An 18,442-nucleotide genomic window follows, 5' to 3' on the forward strand; every position below is an offset into this window, starting at 1 on the left:
TCTTGTCACGCAGCCGGGCTCGAGACGTCACCTCGCCATGGCGAACGCAACCCTCCCACCCAATCAGCAGGCAGCGGCCCCGGAACAGGGCCGGCGTTTGCTTGCGCGAAGGATCGATCGAGCATGACTTGCAAAGCGTTTGTGTCTTCTGCGGCGAACCCACCCATCCGCCTTGCCATGAGTGCGCTGGGACTGGCCATGGCGTCGACCTCGGCCCTGGCGGCCGGCGCGGCAACCGACGACCACGGCACAACGCCGGACCCGCAGGACGCACAGAACCTGGAAGGGGTGAAGGTGCGCTCGACGGTGGTCAACACCACCTCGCCGAAATTCACCGCGCCCTTGCTGGATACGCCACGCTCGGTCACCGTCATTCCTCAGGAGATCATCCAGCAGACGGCGGCGACGTCCTTGCTCGACGTGCTGCGCCAGGTTCCGGGCATCACCTTCGGCGCGGGCGAAGGCGGCAATCCCAACGGCGATCGCCCGATCATCCGCGGCTTCAATTCGGAGAGCTCGATCTTCATCGATGGCATCCGCAGCTCCGGTTCGCAGAGCCGCGAAATCTTCGACGTCGACCAGGTTGAAGTGCTCAAGGGACCGAGTTCGGCCTACACGGGGCGTGGTGGCGTGGGTGGCAGCATCAACCTGGTGACCAAGGCGCCCAAGGCCGAGGATTTCGTGCGCGGTACGGCCGGCATCGGTACCGACAATTACTACCGCGGCACGGTGGACTGGAACCAGCAGGTCGGCAGCGACTCCGCCATTCGGCTCAACGTGATGGGGCACAGCAACGATATTCCAGGCCGCGACGGGCCCGACTTCTCCCGCTGGGGCATCGCGCCGTCGGTGACGTTCGGCCTGCATTCGGCTACCAGCGTCACGCTGAGCTATTACCACCTGCAGAGTGATGACACGCCGGACAGCGGCATCCCGTACAACAACCCGTTCGCGGCGACGAGCCCCTACGCCTACCTCAACGGCGATGGCCGGCCGTATTCGGTACCGCGCGGCACCTATTACGGCTGGCTGGACCGCGACTTCCAGAAGCAGAACGACGACGTCGGTTCCGTGCTGGTGAAGCACGACTTCGGCAACGGCTGGCTGCTGCGCAACACCACGCTGTACGGCCGTTCCACCAACAACTACATCTGGACGCAGCCGGACGACAGCCAGGGCAATTTCCTGTTGAACGGCGGCGTCTGGCGCCGCAACAACAACCGCGACAGCAGCACCACCAACCTCACCAACCAGACCGATCTCACCGGCGAGTTCGAGACGGGCTCGCTCAAGCACAGCTTCGCCGCCGGCCTGGAAATCAGCAGCGAGAAGACCCAGCGCACCAGCTACCTGGTCGATCCGGCGATCAACGCCGCCGACACCCATAACACCGGTTCCATCGTCAACGGGGCCTGCACTCCGAAATACGGTATCGGTGCCGCGTCCAATTACTGGTGCACCGATGCGCAGCACCCGACGCCGAACGACCCGTTCAACGGCGCGGTCATCGGCGGCCAGAACCCGACGCGCATCGTCACCGACACGCGCTCGGCCTGGGCTTTCGACACGGTGGAGTTCAATCCGCAGTGGTCGGTGAACGGCGGCGTGCGTTTCGACAGTTTCAGCACGCATTCGACGGCCACCACGACCACCACCGGCGTGGTCACGCGCCTCGGCAACGACTCCCATTTCTGGAACTACCAGCTCGGCGTGGTCTACAAGCCTGCGCAGAACGGCAGCATCTACCTGTCCTGGGGTACCTCGTCGAATCCGCCGGGGGTGGATGCCGGCGACGGCGCGGACGGCATTGCCGTCACCAATGCGGACCTCAAGCCCGAAAGCAGCCGCAACCTTGAGCTCGGCACCAAGTGGGACGTGCTCGACCAGCGCCTCTCGCTCACCGCGGCGATCTTCCGCAGCGAAAAGACCAATGCCCGCGTCGCCACGGGTGGCCGCGGCAGTGCGCAGATCAATGCCGGCGATCAGCGCGTCGATGGCATCGAACTGGGCTTCAGCGGCGCCATCACCGAGCGCTGGAGCGTGTACGGCGGCTACACGTATCTCGACAGCGAGCTGGTCAAGGTCGGTCCGGGCGAACAGGCGAACAAGGGCAATGAGTTTCCCAACACGCCCAAGAACAGCTTCACGCTGTGGACCACGGTGGCGATCACCTCGAAGTGGTCAGTGGGTGGCGGCGCGTACTACCAGGACAAGGTGTATGGCGATACCGCCAACCGGAAGTGGGTCCCTTCGTACACGCGCTTCGATGCGATGGCTTCCTACCAGGTGAACCCGCGCCTGACGCTGCAGCTCAACGTGCAGAACCTCACCAACAAGTACTACTTCGACAAGGCCTATGCCTCGCACTACGCCTCGGTGGCGCCGGGCCGGGCCGGCATCCTGACCGCGAACTTCAGCTTCTGATAGTGTCCCCGGGCTGGCCGCGGGATAGCGGCCAGCCGCCGGGCCAAGGAAACACCATGCTTCTGCACATTCCCGAAGTCCTCACCGCCGATGAACTGGCGATCTGCCGGCAGCGCCTCAAGCAGGCGCCATGGGCGGACGGACGGGTCACGGCGGGTCACCAGTCGGCGCTCGCCAAGGACAACCTGCAGCTTCCGGAAGATTCCGCGGAAGCGAAGGAACTCGGCCAGTTGGTGCTCGATGCGCTCGGTCGCAACACGACCTTCTTCGCTGGCGCGCTGCCGCGGCACATCTTCCCGCCGCTGTTCAATTGCTACCGCGGTGGCCAGTCGTTCGGCTTCCATGTCGACAACGCGATCCGCTACGACCGTCGCCACGGGGCAGGCACGCCGATACGCACCGATCTCTCGGCCACGCTGTTCTTCAACGATCCCGACGAATACGACGGCGGCGATCTGGTGATCGAAGACACCTACGGCACGCATTCGATCAAGCTGCCGGCCGGCGACATGGTGTTGTATCCCTCCAGCAGCCTGCACCGCGTCGAGCCGGTGACGCGTGGCGAGCGCACGGCGTCCTTCTTCTGGATCCAGAGCCTGGTTCGCGACGAGCACCAGCGTCGCCTGCTGCTGGAAATGGACGTCTCCATCCAGAGTCTTACCCAGGCCCAGGCATCGCACGCGGACGTGCTTCGGCTGACCGGCGTGTATCACAACCTGCTGCGGACGTGGTCCGAGACATGAGTTGCGCGCAGGCGGCCGCTCGCGCCGACGAATTCCTGCACCTGTTGAGGACGAATCCGTCGCGCGTGCATGCGACCTTGCTGGCGCAGGCGCTCGCCGGCGATGCGGGATCGCAGCTGGGCGTGGCGCAGATGTATCTCGAAGGCATCGGCTGCGAACGAAATACGGGCGAGGCGCTGTACTGGTTCCAGCACGCGGCGCATCAGGGCGACGCGATGTCGATGAACATGCTGGGCCGCATCCATGAGAACGGCTGGGGCGTGCCGGTCAGCTACGAACTGGCCGCCGTGTGGTACCGCGAAGCCGCCGAACACGGCTCGGATTGGGGCATGTACAACTATGCTCACGTGCTGGCCAACGGACGTGGCGTGAAAGCCGATCGCGCCGCGGCATTTCACTGGTTCGAGCGGGCGGTCGACGCCGGCCATGCGCGAGCCATGCATTTTCTCGGGCAGTACTACGAATATGGCTGGGAAACCGCGCCGGATGCCGAGCGGGCGTATGCGCTTTATCGCCTGTCGGCGGAGAAGGGCGATTACCGCGGCAAATGCAGCTGGGCCTCGGTGCTGACCGAGCGTGGCCAGATCGAGCAGGCGTGCGCACTGTTGCGATCCGCCATGGATGCCGCGCCCGCTTACTTCGTCGAAGCCCTGCGCAACGACCTGCGCCAGTCGCGGCATCCGCAGCTGCGTGAGCTGGCGGAGCATGCGGTGCCGTAAAAAAAGCGCACCCGGTGCGTGACCGGGTGCGCTCGGTTTCGTCGATGGCCTGATGGCGGTGTGTCAGGACCAGTCGCTGTCGTCGAAACCGCCGTCGCTGCTGTCGTTGAAATCGTCCGTCGATGCGAAGTCGCGGCCATCGTGGTCCAGCGATCGATCGTTGTTGTCGTCGTAGTAGTTGTTGTTCTCGGTAATGTTTTCGATCACCGCCGGTTGGCCGCCACCGAGGAAGCCGCCGCCGTGATGGCCGCCGATCAGGCTTTCGATGCCTTCGAACAGGAACATGCCACCCGCCACGCCTGCAGCGGTCGTTGCGGCTTGCGACAGAAAGCTCGGGGCGGCAGGCGGCTGCGCCGGTGCGCCGCCGAACAGGCGTTCACGCCAACTGGGCGCCGAAGCGGACGCCTGAGGCGGATACGGCGGTGGCGCGGCTCCCCAGGCGGGGGACTGGCCGCCCAGGAAGCTGCCGCCGCCCTGCTGCGATCCCAGTTGCGATTGCAGTTGCGCGATCTGTGCCTTGGCGTTTTCCAGCGCCTGCTGCTGCAACAGGCTGCGTTGCACCAGTAGATAAAGCGCATCGGGCTGGCCGGCAAGCCGCTGGCGGATCAGTGCGTCGGCCTGCGGATCCTTCGCCACGCCACCGGCGCTGACCAGCCGCTGGAGAAAATCTTCGAGTAATTGTTGTTCCTGCGGTGTCATGACTTGCGAAATCTCCGGCATGGATGAGGTGCCCACCTTCGCGTGCCAAAGGCGAGGGCTGCAGTGCCGGAAGTGTGCCCGCGCTCGGTGACATCAAGGGCTCAGCCTTTTCCGTTTGCCTGGCAGTCAGTGTTCGCAAATGCTTGCGCCGCGTCGACGGCCGTGGAATGCCGTGCCGGATTCGTCGAGCCATCCAGGCGGGCAACCCGCCGCATGTCGACCCATGATGGATGTCGCTCCGATCAACACCGGGTCACCGGCGTCATGTCCCGAGGTGTCGTCGATCCTCTTGAACTCGTCGACATCGATCAGCAGCAAAGAGAAGCCGCCGGGCGATGCGATGGCAGGGATGTCTTGCTGCGTCTTCGCACGAATCGCACGGCGATCGAGCTTGCGATGTAACGGACGCCAACGCGAACGCCGGCGCCATGCACGCGTTGCAGCACCTTCTGTATTTTCTGGACGCGTGGCGTCGGCGAACAGTCGTGCCGTGACCGCGATGCAGTCTTTCGTGCCAGGCGTGCCGAAGCGGGCGAGGGCCCATAACAAAACAGCGCCTGATGCCTGAGGCAACAAGCGCTGTCTGGAATCAAGTGGTGGAGCCAGGGAGGATCGAACTCCCGACCTCGTCATTGCGAACGACGCGCTCTCCCAGCTGAGCTATGGCCCCACAAGAGCGCGTCATGTTAGCAGGCTGTTTTGGCTTTCGCCAAGCCCCCGATGGGGCTCAAGGCAGCAGGCGCGTCAGTTCATCGTGGAGCACGTCGCGTCGCCAGCCTTCCAGGAAATCGGGCCATTGCGCGGTGACCACGTATTCTTCCAACACCTTGCGCGGGCACAGGAGGCCCGCAGGGAGGTCGAGGTTCGCGGCACGCTTGTCGACGCAGTCCTTCATGGCCGACAGCGCGCGCTTGGCATCGCCCTGCGGCGATTCGGGAATGTCCGCGGTGGCGGTCACTTCTTCCGCTTCGATAGGACGAAGCAAGGTCTCGAGCAGCTCTCTCTGCTGCGGTGAACGGAGCGCCCGCTGGCCCCGCGTGCGCTGCTCGAGGTCGCCGGCGCTGGTCGGGCGCTGCTGCACCAGGTTCATCACCAGTGCGTCCTCCAGCAGCCACGGACGCGGGCGATCCAGCGTGCGTGCAGTCTGATCGCGCCACAGCAGGATGCGGCGCAGCAGGGCCCTCTGCTCAGGTCGCCATTCGGCCGCGCTGCGGAACACGCGTTGAGGCTGGGGGTCGCCTCCCCGGTTGCACGAGCGCAGCTTCAGTCGTTCGCAATCCTCGGCATGCCAGGCTGCGCGATCGCGCTGCGCGAGGCGCTCGGCAAGTTGTTCGTGAACCGGTTTCAGGTAGACGACATCGAGCGTGGCGTAGCTGCGCTGTGATTCGGTCAGCGGGCGCTGCAGCCAGTCGGAACGGGTTTCTCCCTTGTCCAGTTCGGCGCCTGCCAGCTCTGCCACCAGCGCGCGATAGCTGATGCCCAGGCCCATGCCCACGAACGCCGCCGCGATCTGCGTGTCGAACAGGCGACCCGGACCCTGTGGCAGCAGGGGCGAAAGCGCCTCGAGGTCTTCGCTCGCGCTGTGCATCACGGTAACCACATCGCTGTCGCCGACCAGCGGCCGCAGCGCTTGGCCTATCTCGAAGGCGAGCGGATCAACCAGCGCATAGCGGCCGCTCCAGCCGAGCTGGATCAGGGCCAGCTGCGGATAGAACGTATTGCGCCGCATGAACTCCGTATCGAAGCCGAGCGAGGCGTCATGGGGCACGGTGGCCAGCCATGCGTGCAACGCATCGGGCGTATCGATCCAGGCGGCATCGGGAGTAGGGATGGAGTCAGGCTGCATGCGTCTTCCTGGCGACACAGGACGCGCACCCGCGCATTGTCCTGACATCGGTTTGTGCCTATGGTTAAGGCAACACTGACTAAGTATCGCCGTCGTCATGATGTCTGGAAGGCTCGCCGGCTGCGCCGCGTGGCACCGGGAAGACTGGCCGTCTTGCCAAGCCGCGCGGCGCAGCCGGCGGGCCTTCCAGACATCACCCATCATTGAAAATTCAACCGATTGGGCCCGCCCTGTCTGTCCGCACGCCTTCGGTCCGCTGGCTCGACAGACCGCCAGTCTGCCTTCGCCAACGGCCCTGTGGCCTGCGAACAGACAGGACGGGTGGCGACGGCGATACTTAGTCAGTGTTGCCTTAAGCGCTGCACGATAACAGGCCGCCCCGGAACCAAGCCATGCCGAGCAAGGAAACCGTACGACGACAACGCGCACTCGGTGGGGGCGTCGGCGTGGTCGTGCTTGGCCTGGCGCTGGTTTATCACTTCTTTCCCCGCGTGTTCCATGTCGAACCTTCCTCGACGGCCGCGCACCGTGCCATGAACCTAGGCCCTGCGCCTTCGGCGACGCCGGCCGCCATCACTCCGGCGCCAGGCGTGGGCGAGCTCGATGCGGGGCCGCCGGTGACCTTCGCGCCCACCGAAGTCATCGTCGCGAGGATGAGCAACAAGAACACCAACCTGCCGCAGCAGCTGAGCGCGGATACGCCCGAGGTCGAGGCGCTGCTGGCGCGTGCCGACAAGGCGCTGCATGCAGGCAAGCTCGCCGGTGACGACGGCAGTGCGGCCGCGCTGTTCGAACAGGCGCTCAAGCTCAAAGCGGACAGCCGTCGCGCCGCGCAGGGCCTGTTCGAGGTAAGGGCGCGCCTCGCCGCGGAGATCAACCAGGATCTGGCGGTCGGCGATGCCGATTCGGTGAGTGATCTGCTCGATACGCTCAAGAAGATCCCCGACTCCGCTGACGAGGTCAGCCAGGTCCAGGCCAAGCTGAAGACCCTGGCACAGGTGCGCCCGCTGCTTGCCAAGGCGGCGACGCTCCTCCAGCAAGGACACGCCGACAAGCCAGCGGGCGACAACGCGCTCGAACTCTATCGCCAGGTCCAGCAGCTCGATCCGGAAAACGCGGTCGCGTCGCAGGGCGTCTTGCAGGTGCAGCGCGCCGTGCTCGATCGCGCCTTGGCGGCAGTCGCGCAGAACGACTTCAAGTCGGCAGACCAGGCGCTCACCGAGGCTGCGCAGGTGGCGCCCGATTCGCCGGCGCTCAGCGATGTGCGCACGCGCGTGGACAACATGCGGCAGGCGCGCGCCAGCGGATTGCTCGGCCAGGCGCGATCGGCCCTGGACGGGGGCAACCTCGCGCTGGCCCAGCAACTGGCCGACCAGGCCAAGGCGATCAGTCCGGATCTCGCGGGGCTGTCTGAATTCGGCGAGCGCCTGATCAACGCACGCCTGTATGCGAGCTACAAGCCCGGCCAGGTGTTCACCGACCGTTTCCTCGATATCCCGGGGCAGGCGCCTTCAATGGTGGTCGTGCCCACCGGCAGTTTCCGCATGGGGGCACCCGACAACGAGGACGGACGCCAGGATGCCGAGACACCGCAACACGACGTGACGATCGCCAAGGGCTTCGCCATGGCGCGCACCGCGATCACCGTGGGGCAATTCAGGGAGTTCGTGAAAGCCAGTGGCTACCAGCCCGATTCCGTGAAACTGGGCGGGGCCAGTGTCTACGACGAGGGCACCGGCGCCATGCGCGACGACCCGAACGCGGGTTGGCAGGACGACTATGTGGGCAAATCGGCCGACAGCCGACTGCCGGTCGTCAATATCTCCTGGGCGGACGCCAAGGCCTATGCGGATTGGTTGAGCCAGCGCACGGGCAAGACCTATCGATTGCCCAGCGAGGCCGAGTTCGAATACGCCCTCCGTGCCGGCACCACCACCCGCTACTGGTGGGGCGACGGCACCCCGACACACAAGGTGGAAAACCTCACCGGCGGCAGCGACCGCTCCTCGAGCGGGCGTCGCTGGAGCAATGCCTTTGCCGGCTATCGGGACGGTTACTGGGGACCCGCGCCCGTCATGAGCTTCTCGCCGAACCCGTTTGGTCTCTACGACATGGGCGGCAACGTATCGGAGTGGGTGCAGGACTGCTGGCACGACAGCTACCTGCGGGCGCCTCGCGACGGCAGCGCATGGATCAATCCCGGCTGCAGCGTGCGCGTGGTGCGCGGCGGCTCCTGGGGCAGTTCGCCCGACCAGGTGCGCTCGTCCTACCGCCAGGGCGCCGATGCCAGCGTGCGCAGCGGGCGTGTTGGCTTCCGCGTGCTCCGCGAGCTTTGAGCCTCGGGGCTTCTCCGCTTCCACGGGAGCGCTCCAGCCACTGGCTGCCGGGTTCGCGCCGCGGGCCTGGCTGGTCTTCACGGATGATCCGGTCGCAACCCTTGCGAGACCGCGTCACGCCGGCCGTCCACCCGCTTGTGCTGGCGCCCGCGCGAACCGTAAAATGACCCGCTTTCGTGTAAGGGAATCATCGACTTAGGGCGGAGTGTCCGGAGGCTGGCGGGGTGGGGTGCGAGGATGTTTTCTTTCGCTATTCCTTTGTAAATCCGGTGCTTGCGGTAATTTCCTCAGAGTTGTTCTGATGCGAAAGTGGCGGAATTGGTAGACGCACTGGATTTAGGTTCCAGCGGGTAACCCCGTGAGGGTTCGAGTCCCTCCTTTCGCACCATCCCTTTGGTTTTTCATAAGCAGGCGGCCTAAGAGGTCGCCAAGCGCCTTTGACGGGCGCTCAGAATCGGTATTCCAGGAGACGTCATGCAGGTTTCGGTTGAAAACGTCGGCAAGCTCGAGCGCAAGCTCACCGTGAAGTTTCCCGCGGATCGCTTCGAGTCGCAGGTCAGTGCGCGCATCGCCGAGATGGGCCGCACGGTGCGACTGAAGGGCTTCCGTCCGGGCAAGGTGCCGACGGCGGTGATCCAGCAGCGTTTCGGTGACCAGGTCCGTGGCGAAGTGCTTTCCGACCTGATCGGCAGCACGCTCCGCGATGCCGTCGCCCAGGAAAACCTGCGCCCGGTGGCCAACCCGTCGATCAACACCACGGGTCGCCCGGAAGACGGCGAAATCGCCTACACCGCCACCTTCGAGATCATGCCGGAGTTCCCCGAAGTCGACGTCGCCAAGCTGGAAATCAGCCGACCGGTGGCCGAAGTGGGCGACGCCGATATCGAAAAGATGATCGAAACCCTGCGCCTGCAGCGCCGCAGCTTCGACGAGGTCGAACGCGCCTCGGCCGAGGGCGACTTCGTGATGTTCGAATACTCGGCGCAGGCCGGCGATTACCGCTTCCCGGCCGAAGGCCTGGAGCGCGCGGGCAGCGTGCTGGGCTCGGGCAACCTGTTCAAGGCGCTGGACGACGTGCTGACCGGTCGCAAGGCCGACGACGAATTCGACGCCGACGTCGAGTTCCCGGCCGATTTCCGCAACGAGAACCTGGCCGGCAAGACCGCCCAGTGCCACTTCAAGATCATCAAGGTGCAGGAGCCCAAGCTGCCGGAAGTGGACGCCGAGTTCGCCAAGCTGTTCGGTATCGCCGATGGCGACCTGGAGCATTTCCGCAAGGAAGTGCGCGCCAACCTCGAGCGCGAGCTGAAGGCCACGCTGATGGCCCGCCTGAAGTCCGAAGTGGCCGAGAAGCTGGCCGACGCCCACCCGGAACTCGACGTGCCGAACGTGATGGTGCAGTCCGAGGCCCACGGCCTGGCCCAGGGCAGCGTGCCGCGCGGCCAGCAGGTGCCGCCGCAGCTGGTCGAGGCCGCTGCGCCGATCGCCCGCAAGCGCGTCATCGCCGGTCTGCTGATGGGTGAGATCGCCCGCAAGCAGTCGCTGGTCATCGACCGCAGCCGCGTGGCCGAACAGCTCGCCGCGATCGCCTCGACCTACGAGGAGCCGGAGAAGGTCGTTGAACTTTACAACCGCGACCCCCAATTGATGTCCGGGCTGCAGAATCGCGTGATGGAAGACCAGGTCGCGGAATGGGTGGCGGATCACGCCACGACCACTGTCCAGAACCTGAGCTTCGACGAGGTGATGCGCCCGGTCAGTGCCTGAGGCATTCTTCAGGCGAATCAACCGGAGAGCGATAAAGCATGGCCATGGACCCGATCCAGAACCTCAACCTGGTACCGATCGTCGTCGAGCAGACCGCCCGCGGCGAACGTTCGTACGACATCTACTCGCGCCTCCTGAAGGAGCGCGTGATCTTCCTCGTGGGCGAGGTGAACGATCAGGTCGCCAACCTGCTGGTCGCGCAGATGCTGTTCCTTGAGTCGGAAAACCCGGACAAGGACATTCATCTCTATATCAACAGCCCGGGCGGCGCCGTTACCGCCGGGCTGGCGATCTACGACACCATGCAGTTCATCAAGCCCGACGTCAGCACCATGTGCATCGGCCAGGCCTGCAGTGCGGCCTCGCTGCTGCTCATGGCTGGCGCCAAGGGCAAGCGCTACTCGCTGCCCAACTCGCGCGTGATGATCCACCAGCCGTCGGGCGGCGCCCGCGGCCAGGCGACGGACATCGAGATCCAGGCCCAGGAAATCCTGTACCTGCGTCGTCGCCTGAATGACATCTACGTCCAGCACACCGGCCAGCCGCTCGACAAGATCGAGCGGGACATGGAGCGCGACCGCTTCATGAGCGCCGAGGCGGCCAAGGAATATGGCCTGATCGACCAGGTCCTCGACCGCCGTGCCGTGGATACGGTGAAATCGGCCTGATTTCAGGCATTTGGTCCCTGGTTTGCAAGTGGTTCCGCGTCTCGCTGCAGACGCGGAACCCTGTGCTATTCTCAAACCGCAATCGATTTACTAGCAGGATCCAGGCATGAGCGACGATCGGCAGGGCCGTTCCAACGACAGCGGCAAGATTCTTTACTGCTCCTTCTGCGGCAAGAGCCAGCACGAAGTGCGCAAGCTGATCGCGGGCCCGTCCGTGTTCATTTGCGACGAGTGCGTCGAGCTGTGCAACGACATCATTCGCGAGGAGCTGGAAGAGAAGGCCGCCTCCGGGCGCAGCCAGCTTCCCAAGCCCCGTGAAATCATGGAGACGCTCGACCAGTACGTGGTCGGCCAGACCCGCGCCAAGAAGGCGCTGGCGGTGGCCGTGTACAACCACTACAAGCGCATGGAATCGCGCCAGAAGAGCGACGAAGTCGAGCTGGGCAAGTCCAACATCCTCCTGATCGGTCCGACCGGTTCGGGCAAGACGTTGCTGGCCGAGACGCTGGCGCGCCTGCTCAACGTGCCGTTCACCATCGCCGATGCCACCACGCTGACCGAAGCCGGCTATGTCGGCGAGGACGTCGAAAACATCATCCAGAAGCTGCTGCAGAAGTGCAACTACGACGTCGACAAGGCGCAGTCGGGCATCGTCTACATCGACGAAATCGACAAGATCAGCCGCAAGTCCGACAACCCGTCGATCACGCGCGACGTGTCGGGCGAAGGCGTGCAGCAGGCGCTGCTGAAGCTCATCGAAGGCACGATGGCCTCGGTGCCGCCGCAGGGCGGCCGCAAGCACCCGAACCAGGAATTCATCCAGGTCGACACCACGAACATCCTGTTCATCTGCGGCGGCGCGTTCGCCGGCCTGGAGAAGGTGATCCAGCAGCGTTCCGAAACCGTGGGCATCGGCTTCTCGGCCGAAGTGCGCAGCAAGGAGCGGAAGGAAAACCTGGGCAAGCTGCTCGCCGATGTCGAGCCGTCCGATCTGGTGCGCTACGGCCTGATTCCCGAGTTCGTCGGCCGCCTGCCGGTGGTCGCCACGCTCGACGAGCTGGACGAAGCCGCGCTGGTGAAGATCCTCACCGAGCCGAAGAACGCCGTCACCAAGCAGTTCAAGAAGCTGTTCGAGATGGAAGGCGTCGAGCTGGAGTTCCGTCCGGAGGCGCTGCAGGCGATCGCCCGCAAGGCGCTCAAGCGCAAGACCGGCGCCCGCGGCCTGCGTACGATCCTCGAGCAGGTACTGCTGGACACCATGTACGAGCTGCCGTCGCTGGAGCATGTCAGCAAGGTCGTGGTGGATGACGCGGTGATCGAAGGCCAGGCCGAGCCGTATCTCATCTATCGCGGCAATCTCAAGCAGCCGCGTGCAGAAGGTGGCGACGCCGCCTGATCGCGGTCTTAACGCGACAGCAAGCATGCGATGGCCCCGGCGGATAATGCCGGGGCCATTTTGTTTGCGTGCCATGTCGTGCACTTGTACGAAAGCCGGTTTGCCACCACTTGACGTACAGATGCCCCCGGCGCAGTGTCGGGGCGAAAGACGCTATTCATCCCTGAGAGATTCTCTTTGATGGCAAAGAACGCCCCCAATCCCCAGGCCACCGGAGCCACGCTGGATGCACTGCCCGTGCTGCCGCTGCGTGACGTGGTGGTCTATCCCCATATGGTCATTCCGCTCTTCGTCGGGCGCGACAAATCCATGCGTGCGCTTGAGCGTGCGATGGAGGGCGAGCGCCAGATCCTGTTGGTGGCACAGAAGAGCCCCGACATCGACGATCCCAAGATCAATGACCTGCACGAGATCGGCACGCTGGCAGGCGTGCTCCAGCTGCTCAAGCTTCCCGACGGCACCGTCAAGGTGCTGGTCGAAGGCCAGTCGCGCGTCGCGATCGAGAAGTACGAGGAAGATGGCGGCATGTTGACCGCCACCTCGCGCGTCATCGAGCCCGTTTACAGCAACAAGGAGCGCGAACTCGACGTCGTGTCGCGCACGCTCATCTCGCTGTTCGAGCAGTTGGTCAAACAGAGCCGCAAGTTGCCGCCGGAAGTGCTGGCCACGCTGTCGGGTATCGACGACCCTTCGCGCGTCGCCGACTCGATCGCCGCGCATCTGTCCGTGCGCATGGCTGAAAAGCAGAAGGTGCTGGAAACCGCGGACGTGGGCCAACGCCTCGAATTGTTGATCGGCCTGGTCGACGGCGAGATGGACCTGCAGCAGGTGGAAAAGCGCATCCGCGGCCGCGTGAAGTCGCAGATGGAGAAGAGCCAGCGCGAGTACTACCTCAACGAACAGATGAAGGCCATCCAGAAGGAGCTCGGCGAGAGCGAAGAGGGCGGCACGAACGAGATCGAGGAGCTGCAGAAGAAGATCGACAACGCCGGCATGCCCAAGCCCGTGCTGGCCAAGGCACGCCAGGAGTTCGGCAAGCTGCGCCAGATGTCGCCGATGTCGGCCGAGGCGACGGTGGTGCGCAACTACCTCGACTGGCTGGTCGGCGTGCCGTGGAAGAAGCGCAGCAAGGTACGCAAGGACCTTCAGCTGGCGCAGGAAGTGCTCGACGCCGACCACTTCGGCCTGGAGAAGGTGAAGGAGCGCATCCTCGAGTACCTCGCCGTGCAGCAGCGCGTGAACACCATGCGTGGCCCGATCCTGTGCCTCGTCGGTCCGCCGGGCGTCGGCAAGACCTCGCTCGGCCAGTCGATCGCCCGGGCGACGAACCGCAAGTTCGTCCGCATGAGCCTCGGTGGCGTGCGCGATGAGGCCGAGATTCGCGGCCATCGTCGCACCTACATCGGTTCCATGCCGGGTCGCATCGTGCAGAACCTCAACAAGGTCGGCAGCAAGAACCCGCTGTTCGTGCTGGACGAAATCGACAAGATGTCCATGGACTTCCGTGGCGACCCGTCGTCGGCTCTGCTCGAAGTGCTCGATCCGGAGCAGAACCATGCCTTCAACGACCATTACCTCGAGGTCGATCTCGACCTGTCCGAGGTGATGTGGATCGCCACGGCCAATTCGCTGAACATCCCGGGGCCGCTGCTGGATCGCATGGAGGTCATTCGCATCCCGGGCTACACCGAGGACGAGAAGCTCGGCATCGCGCAGAAGTACCTGCTGCCCAAGCAGCTGAAGGCCAACGGCCTCAAGCCCGAGGAACTCAGCGTGGACGCGGAGGCCATTCGCGACATCGTGCGGTACTACACGCGCGAGTCGGGCGTGCGCAACCTTGAGCGCGAGATCTCCAAGATCTGCCGCAAGGTGGTGAAGGAGCTGGCGCTCAACGAGGGCAAGAAGGTCCAGAAGGCCCCGGCCAAGAAGGCGACTTCGGCGGTAAAGACGTCCAAAGCCAAGATCAAGGCGCCCAGCGGCGTGTTGGTGGATTCGGAGAACCTGGAGCACTACCTGGGCGTTCGCCGCTTCGACTTCGGCCGCAAGGAGCTGCAGAACGAGGTGGGTCTGGTCACCGGCCTGGCCTGGACCCAGGTGGGCGGCGACCTGCTGAGCATCGAAGCCTCGATCGTGCCCGGCAAGGGCCGCCTGGTGCATACCGGCCAGCTCGGCGACGTGATGAAGGAATCGATCCAGGCCGCGCTCTCCGTGGTGCGTGCCCGTGCGGATCGCCTGGGTATTCCCGGCGATTTCCATGAGCGCTTCGATATCCACATCCACGTGCCGGAGGGCGCCACGCCCAAGGACGGGCCGAGCGCGGGTATCGCCATGTGCACCGCGCTGGTGTCGGCCCTGACCAAGGTACCGGTGCGTTCCGAAGTAGCCATGACGGGCGAGATCACGCTGCGCGGCCGCGTGCTGCCGATCGGTGGCCTCAAGGAGAAGCTGCTCGCAGCGCATCGCGGCGGCATCACCACGGTGATCATTCCCGAGGAGAACAAGAAGGACCTGGCCGACATCCCGGCCAACATCACCGGGTCGCTGGATATCCATGCGGTGCGTTGGATCGACGAGGTGCTGGATATCGCACTGGAACGTCCGCTGCAACCGCTGCAGGCGGGCGATGGCGAAGGCGGTGCGAGTGTCGAAAAGCCGCGGGATGAGGCGCAGGAAGAGTCGCAGGAGTCCTACGCGCGACCGCATTGATCCGTGATGGCGATCACCGAAAAACGGGCGGGCAACCGCCCGTTTTTCATGGGCGTGTCATGGAATGGCAGGTGCTTCGCATAGCGTTTCAGGAGTCGCTTTGCAAGCGTCGACGAAGCATGCTGAATCGCGCGAACCCTTGGAATTACTTGTCATTGCGGACCCTAGGGGCCACTGGTATAAAGGCGGCACCGCAGCCTGACGCCGAGCACGATGCGCAGTGATGCGGGGTTGCTTGGCGATGTCCCGGTGCCCTGTCGCATAGACGTCGCCTGGTCCCAGAATGACCACGCGGGCTGCATAACCGTTTAAGGGAGTGTCTCAATGAATAAAACTGATCTGATCAATGCCATCGCCGAGAAGGCCGAACTCACCAAGGCTGACGCCGGCCGTGCTCTCGAAGCTTTCTTCGAGACCGTGCAGAAGGCGCTGAAGAAGGGTGACGACGTGTCGGTGGTCGGTTTTGGCACCTTCACCGTGCGCAAGCGCGCCGCCCGTACCGGTCGCAATCCGCGCACCAACGAGACGATCAAGATCAAGGCCTCGAAGGTTCCGGCGTTCAAGGCTGGCAAGACCCTGAAGGATGCCCTAAACTAAGCGGCTACTTGCTTAGTTTCGGGTGCTTAGCTCAGCGGTAGAGCGTCGCCCTTACAAGGCGAGGGTCGTAGGTTCGATCCCTACAGCACCCACCAGAAATATGCGGAGCGGTAGTTCAGTCGGTTAGAATGCTGGCCTGTCACGCCGGAGGTCGCGGGTTCGAGTCCCGTCCGCTCCGCCATAGTTCGCAAGGGCGCCCGAGTGGCGCCCTTGCCTTTTAAGCACCGCGCACATGCTGCGCTGAACAACGATTTAGCCGGGACCAAACCATGCTTCAGGCACTGCGTAACAAGCTTCACGGATGGCCTTCCATCGTCATTCTGGGCATTTGCGTTTTCGCTATTTCGTTCTTCGGCATCGAGTCCTATTTCGCCTCGCACACGGAAACCTACGTGGCAATGGTGGGCAAGCACGAGATTTCCCAGCGTGACTTCCAGGACCGGATGAACGAGGCCCGCCGTGACGCCATGGCGCGCATGGGCGACAGCTTCGACGCTGCGCAGTTCGAGCAGCCGGAAATGAAGCGCCGGATCCTTGACCAGCTCATTAACGAGCAGCTGCTCCGGCAGGCCAATGATGCGCTGGGCATGAAGGTGCCCGACCTCGCGCTGCGCGACCGCATTGCCGGCACGCCGCAGTTCCAGGTCAACGGCCAGTTCGATCCCACCACGTATCGCGCGATCCTTGCTGCGCAGAACATGACGCCGGCGACGTTCGAGGCCAGTCAGCGCGCTTCGCTGGAACCGGGCCTGGTGCCGCGCGCGATCATCGACAGCGCCATCGTCACCGACGCGGACATGGATCGTTACCTGGGCCTGCTGTACCAGCGCCGCGATCTGCGCTGGTTTGCCGTACCCCGTCCCGCGCTCGCGGACAGCGCCGTCAGCGATACGCAACTGGAGGCCTATTACAAGGAGCACCAGGCGGATTTCATGAATCCGGAGCAGGTGTCGCTGAAGTACATCGAAGTGAACGGCGCCGACCTCAAGGTCGATGCACAGCCGAGCGACGATGAGCTCAAGAAGCGTTACGACGAGCAGAAGCAGCGCTTCGTGCAGCCTGAGCAGCGCTTGGTGTCGCACATCCTGGTCAACGTGCCGAAGAACGCGACGCCGGACCAGCAGAAGGCTGCGCTCGCCAAGGCCGAGAAGATTGCGGGCGAAGCGAACGCCGAGAACTTCGCGAAGCTCGCCGAGCAGGACTCGGACGACCTGGGTTCCAAGCGTTCGGGTGGCGACCTGGGTTGGCTGGAGAAAGGCGTCACCAACGCCGCCTTCGACTCGGCGCTGTTCTCGCTGCAGAAGGGCCAGATCTCCAAGCCCGTGTTGTCCGACGAGGGCTACCACGTACTCTTCCTGCGCGACGTGCGCAGCGGCGAGGCCAAGCCGTTCGCCGAAGTGCGCGACCAGATCGCCAAGGACTACCTGAGCACCGAGCGCGATCGCCAGTACAGTGAACTTGCCGGCAAGCTCACCGACCAGACCTACCAGAATCCCTCGTCGTTGGAGCCGGCTTCGCAGGCGCTGAATCTGCCGATCCAGGCCACGGCACTGTTCCCGCGCAAGGGCGGTGAAGGTATCGCCGCGAACGCCAAGCTGGTGCAGACCGCGTTCTCGGACGATGTGCTGGTCCAGGGCAACAACTCGGGCCTCATCGAGCTGGGGCCGGACCATGCGGTCGTCGTGCGCGTGGACAAGCATGTACCGGCCGCCGCTCGTCCGCTGGCCGAGGTGCGGGACCAGGTGCGCCAGAAGATCCTGGACGAGCGCATTGCGGCGGAAGCACTGAAGAATGCTGACGCACTGCTCGCCAAGCTGCAGAAGGGCGAGGACATGCAGGCCGTCGCGGGCGCTGCGGGTGCAACCGTGCAGACGGTGCCGAACGCCATCCGCATGCAGCAGGGCGTAGCTCCGGAGGTGCTCGAGCAGGCGTTCCTGCTGCCGCACCCGGCGGAGGGCAAGCCGCAGTTCGCCCGTGTCTCCGCGGCCGATGGCAGCTACGCGCTCGTGGCTGTGGACAAGGTGCAGGAGGGCGATCTGTCCAAGGTCACCTTCGAGCAGCGCGATGCATTGCGCAGCCAGATGGCACAGGCCTATGGCATCCTCGCCACGCAGGCGTTCATCGACGCGCTCAAGGCGAAGACCGACATCAAGATCGCTGCGGATCGGATGTAAGCGACGCTTATCAGCGATCTACGCAAAGGGCGACCTTCGGGTCGCCCTTTGCTTTTGTCGAAGCACGCATCACGGATGGGTCACGCCGAGGCTGTAGTCCGGCGATTTCGCAGGTGATGCCCGAGGCGAGATTCGCGCGCAACAATGGTTCAATCCGGCTGCCCTGCGTGACCTCGCACGCCAGCACAAGGTAGCGCCGACGGCGCGTGCGGCTTGGTCGACACATCCTTGAAGCGTCGATTCTTATCGGCTGGATCGGTTTGCGACGCATCGCATGAGCGATGCCTGCGGCCAGAACGTGCTTGCCGTGCGGAAGACCGTTTGATTTCGGTTGCCACCTCTCGAGGGCGACGCGAACGGCATGCCG

13 protein-coding genes and 4 tRNA genes are annotated in these 18,442 nt (G+C 64.4%); 13 read left to right on the plus strand and 4 right to left on the minus strand.

Annotated features, from left to right (window positions below; genetic code table 11):
• Positions 1 to 177 precede the first annotated feature (177 nt).
• The 3 genes from CA260_RS08990 to CA260_RS09000 are packed head-to-tail and all read left to right on the plus strand — an operon-like array spanning position 178 to position 3,886.
• A complete protein-coding gene (locus CA260_RS08990; RefSeq protein WP_238149659.1) occupies positions 178 to 2,424 on the plus strand; it encodes a TonB-dependent receptor in 2,247 nt (748 codons plus the stop codon).
• 56 nt (positions 2,425 to 2,480) lie between these two features.
• Positions 2,481 to 3,167, plus strand: a complete 687-nt coding sequence (locus CA260_RS08995) for a Fe2+-dependent dioxygenase (protein WP_111982372.1) — start codon at positions 2,481 to 2,483, stop codon at positions 3,165 to 3,167.
• Positions 3,164 to 3,886, plus strand: a complete 723-nt coding sequence (locus tag CA260_RS09000; protein WP_111982373.1) for a tetratricopeptide repeat protein — start codon at positions 3,164 to 3,166, stop codon at positions 3,884 to 3,886. Before CA260_RS08995 ends, CA260_RS09000 begins: the two co-directional genes overlap by 4 nt.
• Before the next feature lie 63 nt (positions 3,887 to 3,949).
• Here the strand turns inward: CA260_RS09000 and CA260_RS09005 are convergent, their stop codons facing one another.
• From CA260_RS09005 to rnd, 4 genes are all read right to left on the minus strand, one after another.
• Positions 3,950 to 4,585: a DUF2076 family protein gene (locus tag CA260_RS09005; protein WP_111982374.1), complete on the minus strand. Its 636-nt coding sequence runs from the start codon at positions 4,583 to 4,585 to the stop codon at positions 3,950 to 3,952.
• A gap of 126 nt (positions 4,586 to 4,711) precedes the next feature.
• Positions 4,712 to 5,161 carry a diguanylate cyclase domain-containing protein gene (locus tag CA260_RS09010; RefSeq protein ID WP_172461764.1) on the minus strand — a complete coding sequence of 150 codons (450 nt, stop codon included), beginning with the start codon at positions 5,159 to 5,161 and terminating at the stop codon, positions 4,712 to 4,714.
• Between the two features lie 18 nt (positions 5,162 to 5,179).
• A tRNA-Ala gene (locus tag CA260_RS09015) sits at positions 5,180 to 5,255 on the minus strand.
• A gap of 57 nt (positions 5,256 to 5,312) precedes the next feature.
• Positions 5,313 to 6,431 (minus strand): ribonuclease D, encoded by a 1,119-nt coding sequence (rnd, locus tag CA260_RS09020; protein ID WP_111982376.1) that lies wholly within the window; start codon positions 6,429 to 6,431, stop codon positions 5,313 to 5,315.
• A 392-nt stretch (positions 6,432 to 6,823) separates the two neighbouring features.
• Between rnd and CA260_RS09025 the strand changes: the two genes are divergently transcribed.
• The 10 genes from CA260_RS09025 to CA260_RS09070 all read left to right on the plus strand — a co-directional run bounded on the left by CA260_RS09025 (position 6,824) and on the right by CA260_RS09070 (position 18,075).
• The gene (locus CA260_RS09025; protein WP_111982377.1) at positions 6,824 to 8,767 is read left to right on the plus strand and encodes an SUMF1/EgtB/PvdO family nonheme iron enzyme; all 1,944 of its coding nucleotides are present in this window, start codon (positions 6,824 to 6,826) and stop codon (positions 8,765 to 8,767) included.
• Positions 8,768 to 9,070: 303 nt separating this feature from the next.
• Positions 9,071 to 9,155: transfer RNA gene (locus CA260_RS09030), tRNA-Leu, on the plus strand.
• Between the two features lie 86 nt (positions 9,156 to 9,241).
• Positions 9,242 to 10,534: a trigger factor gene (gene tig, locus CA260_RS09035; RefSeq protein ID WP_111982378.1), complete on the plus strand. Its 1,293-nt coding sequence runs from the start codon at positions 9,242 to 9,244 to the stop codon at positions 10,532 to 10,534.
• Between the two features lie 38 nt (positions 10,535 to 10,572).
• Positions 10,573 to 11,202 carry an ATP-dependent Clp endopeptidase proteolytic subunit ClpP gene (gene clpP / locus CA260_RS09040; RefSeq protein ID WP_026033981.1) on the plus strand — a complete coding sequence of 210 codons (630 nt, stop codon included), beginning with the start codon at positions 10,573 to 10,575 and terminating at the stop codon, positions 11,200 to 11,202.
• A 106-nt stretch (positions 11,203 to 11,308) separates the two neighbouring features.
• Entirely contained in the window at positions 11,309 to 12,598 is a 1,290-nt protein-coding gene (gene clpX / locus CA260_RS09045) for an ATP-dependent Clp protease ATP-binding subunit ClpX (protein WP_111982379.1), read from the plus strand.
• A 180-nt stretch (positions 12,599 to 12,778) separates the two neighbouring features.
• Positions 12,779 to 15,304 (plus strand): endopeptidase La, encoded by a 2,526-nt coding sequence (gene lon / locus CA260_RS09050; protein ID WP_111982380.1) that lies wholly within the window; start codon positions 12,779 to 12,781, stop codon positions 15,302 to 15,304.
• Between the two features lie 324 nt (positions 15,305 to 15,628).
• Positions 15,629 to 15,901, plus strand: a complete 273-nt coding sequence (locus CA260_RS09055; RefSeq protein WP_019465590.1) for an HU family DNA-binding protein — start codon at positions 15,629 to 15,631, stop codon at positions 15,899 to 15,901.
• Positions 15,902 to 15,921: 20 nt separating this feature from the next.
• Positions 15,922 to 15,996, plus strand: a tRNA-Val gene (locus CA260_RS09060).
• Between the two features lie 9 nt (positions 15,997 to 16,005).
• Positions 16,006 to 16,082 (plus strand) — tRNA-Asp (locus CA260_RS09065).
• Positions 16,083 to 16,170: 88 nt separating this feature from the next.
• On the plus strand, positions 16,171 to 18,075 hold the full coding sequence (locus tag CA260_RS09070; protein ID WP_111982381.1) for a SurA N-terminal domain-containing protein: 1,905 nt from the start codon (positions 16,171 to 16,173) through the stop codon (positions 18,073 to 18,075).
• The last annotated feature ends 367 nt before the right edge of the window (positions 18,076 to 18,442 follow it).

This window comes from Dyella jiangningensis, assembly GCF_003264855.1.
Classification (GTDB): Bacteria; Pseudomonadota; Gammaproteobacteria; order Xanthomonadales; family Rhodanobacteraceae; genus Dyella; species Dyella jiangningensis_C.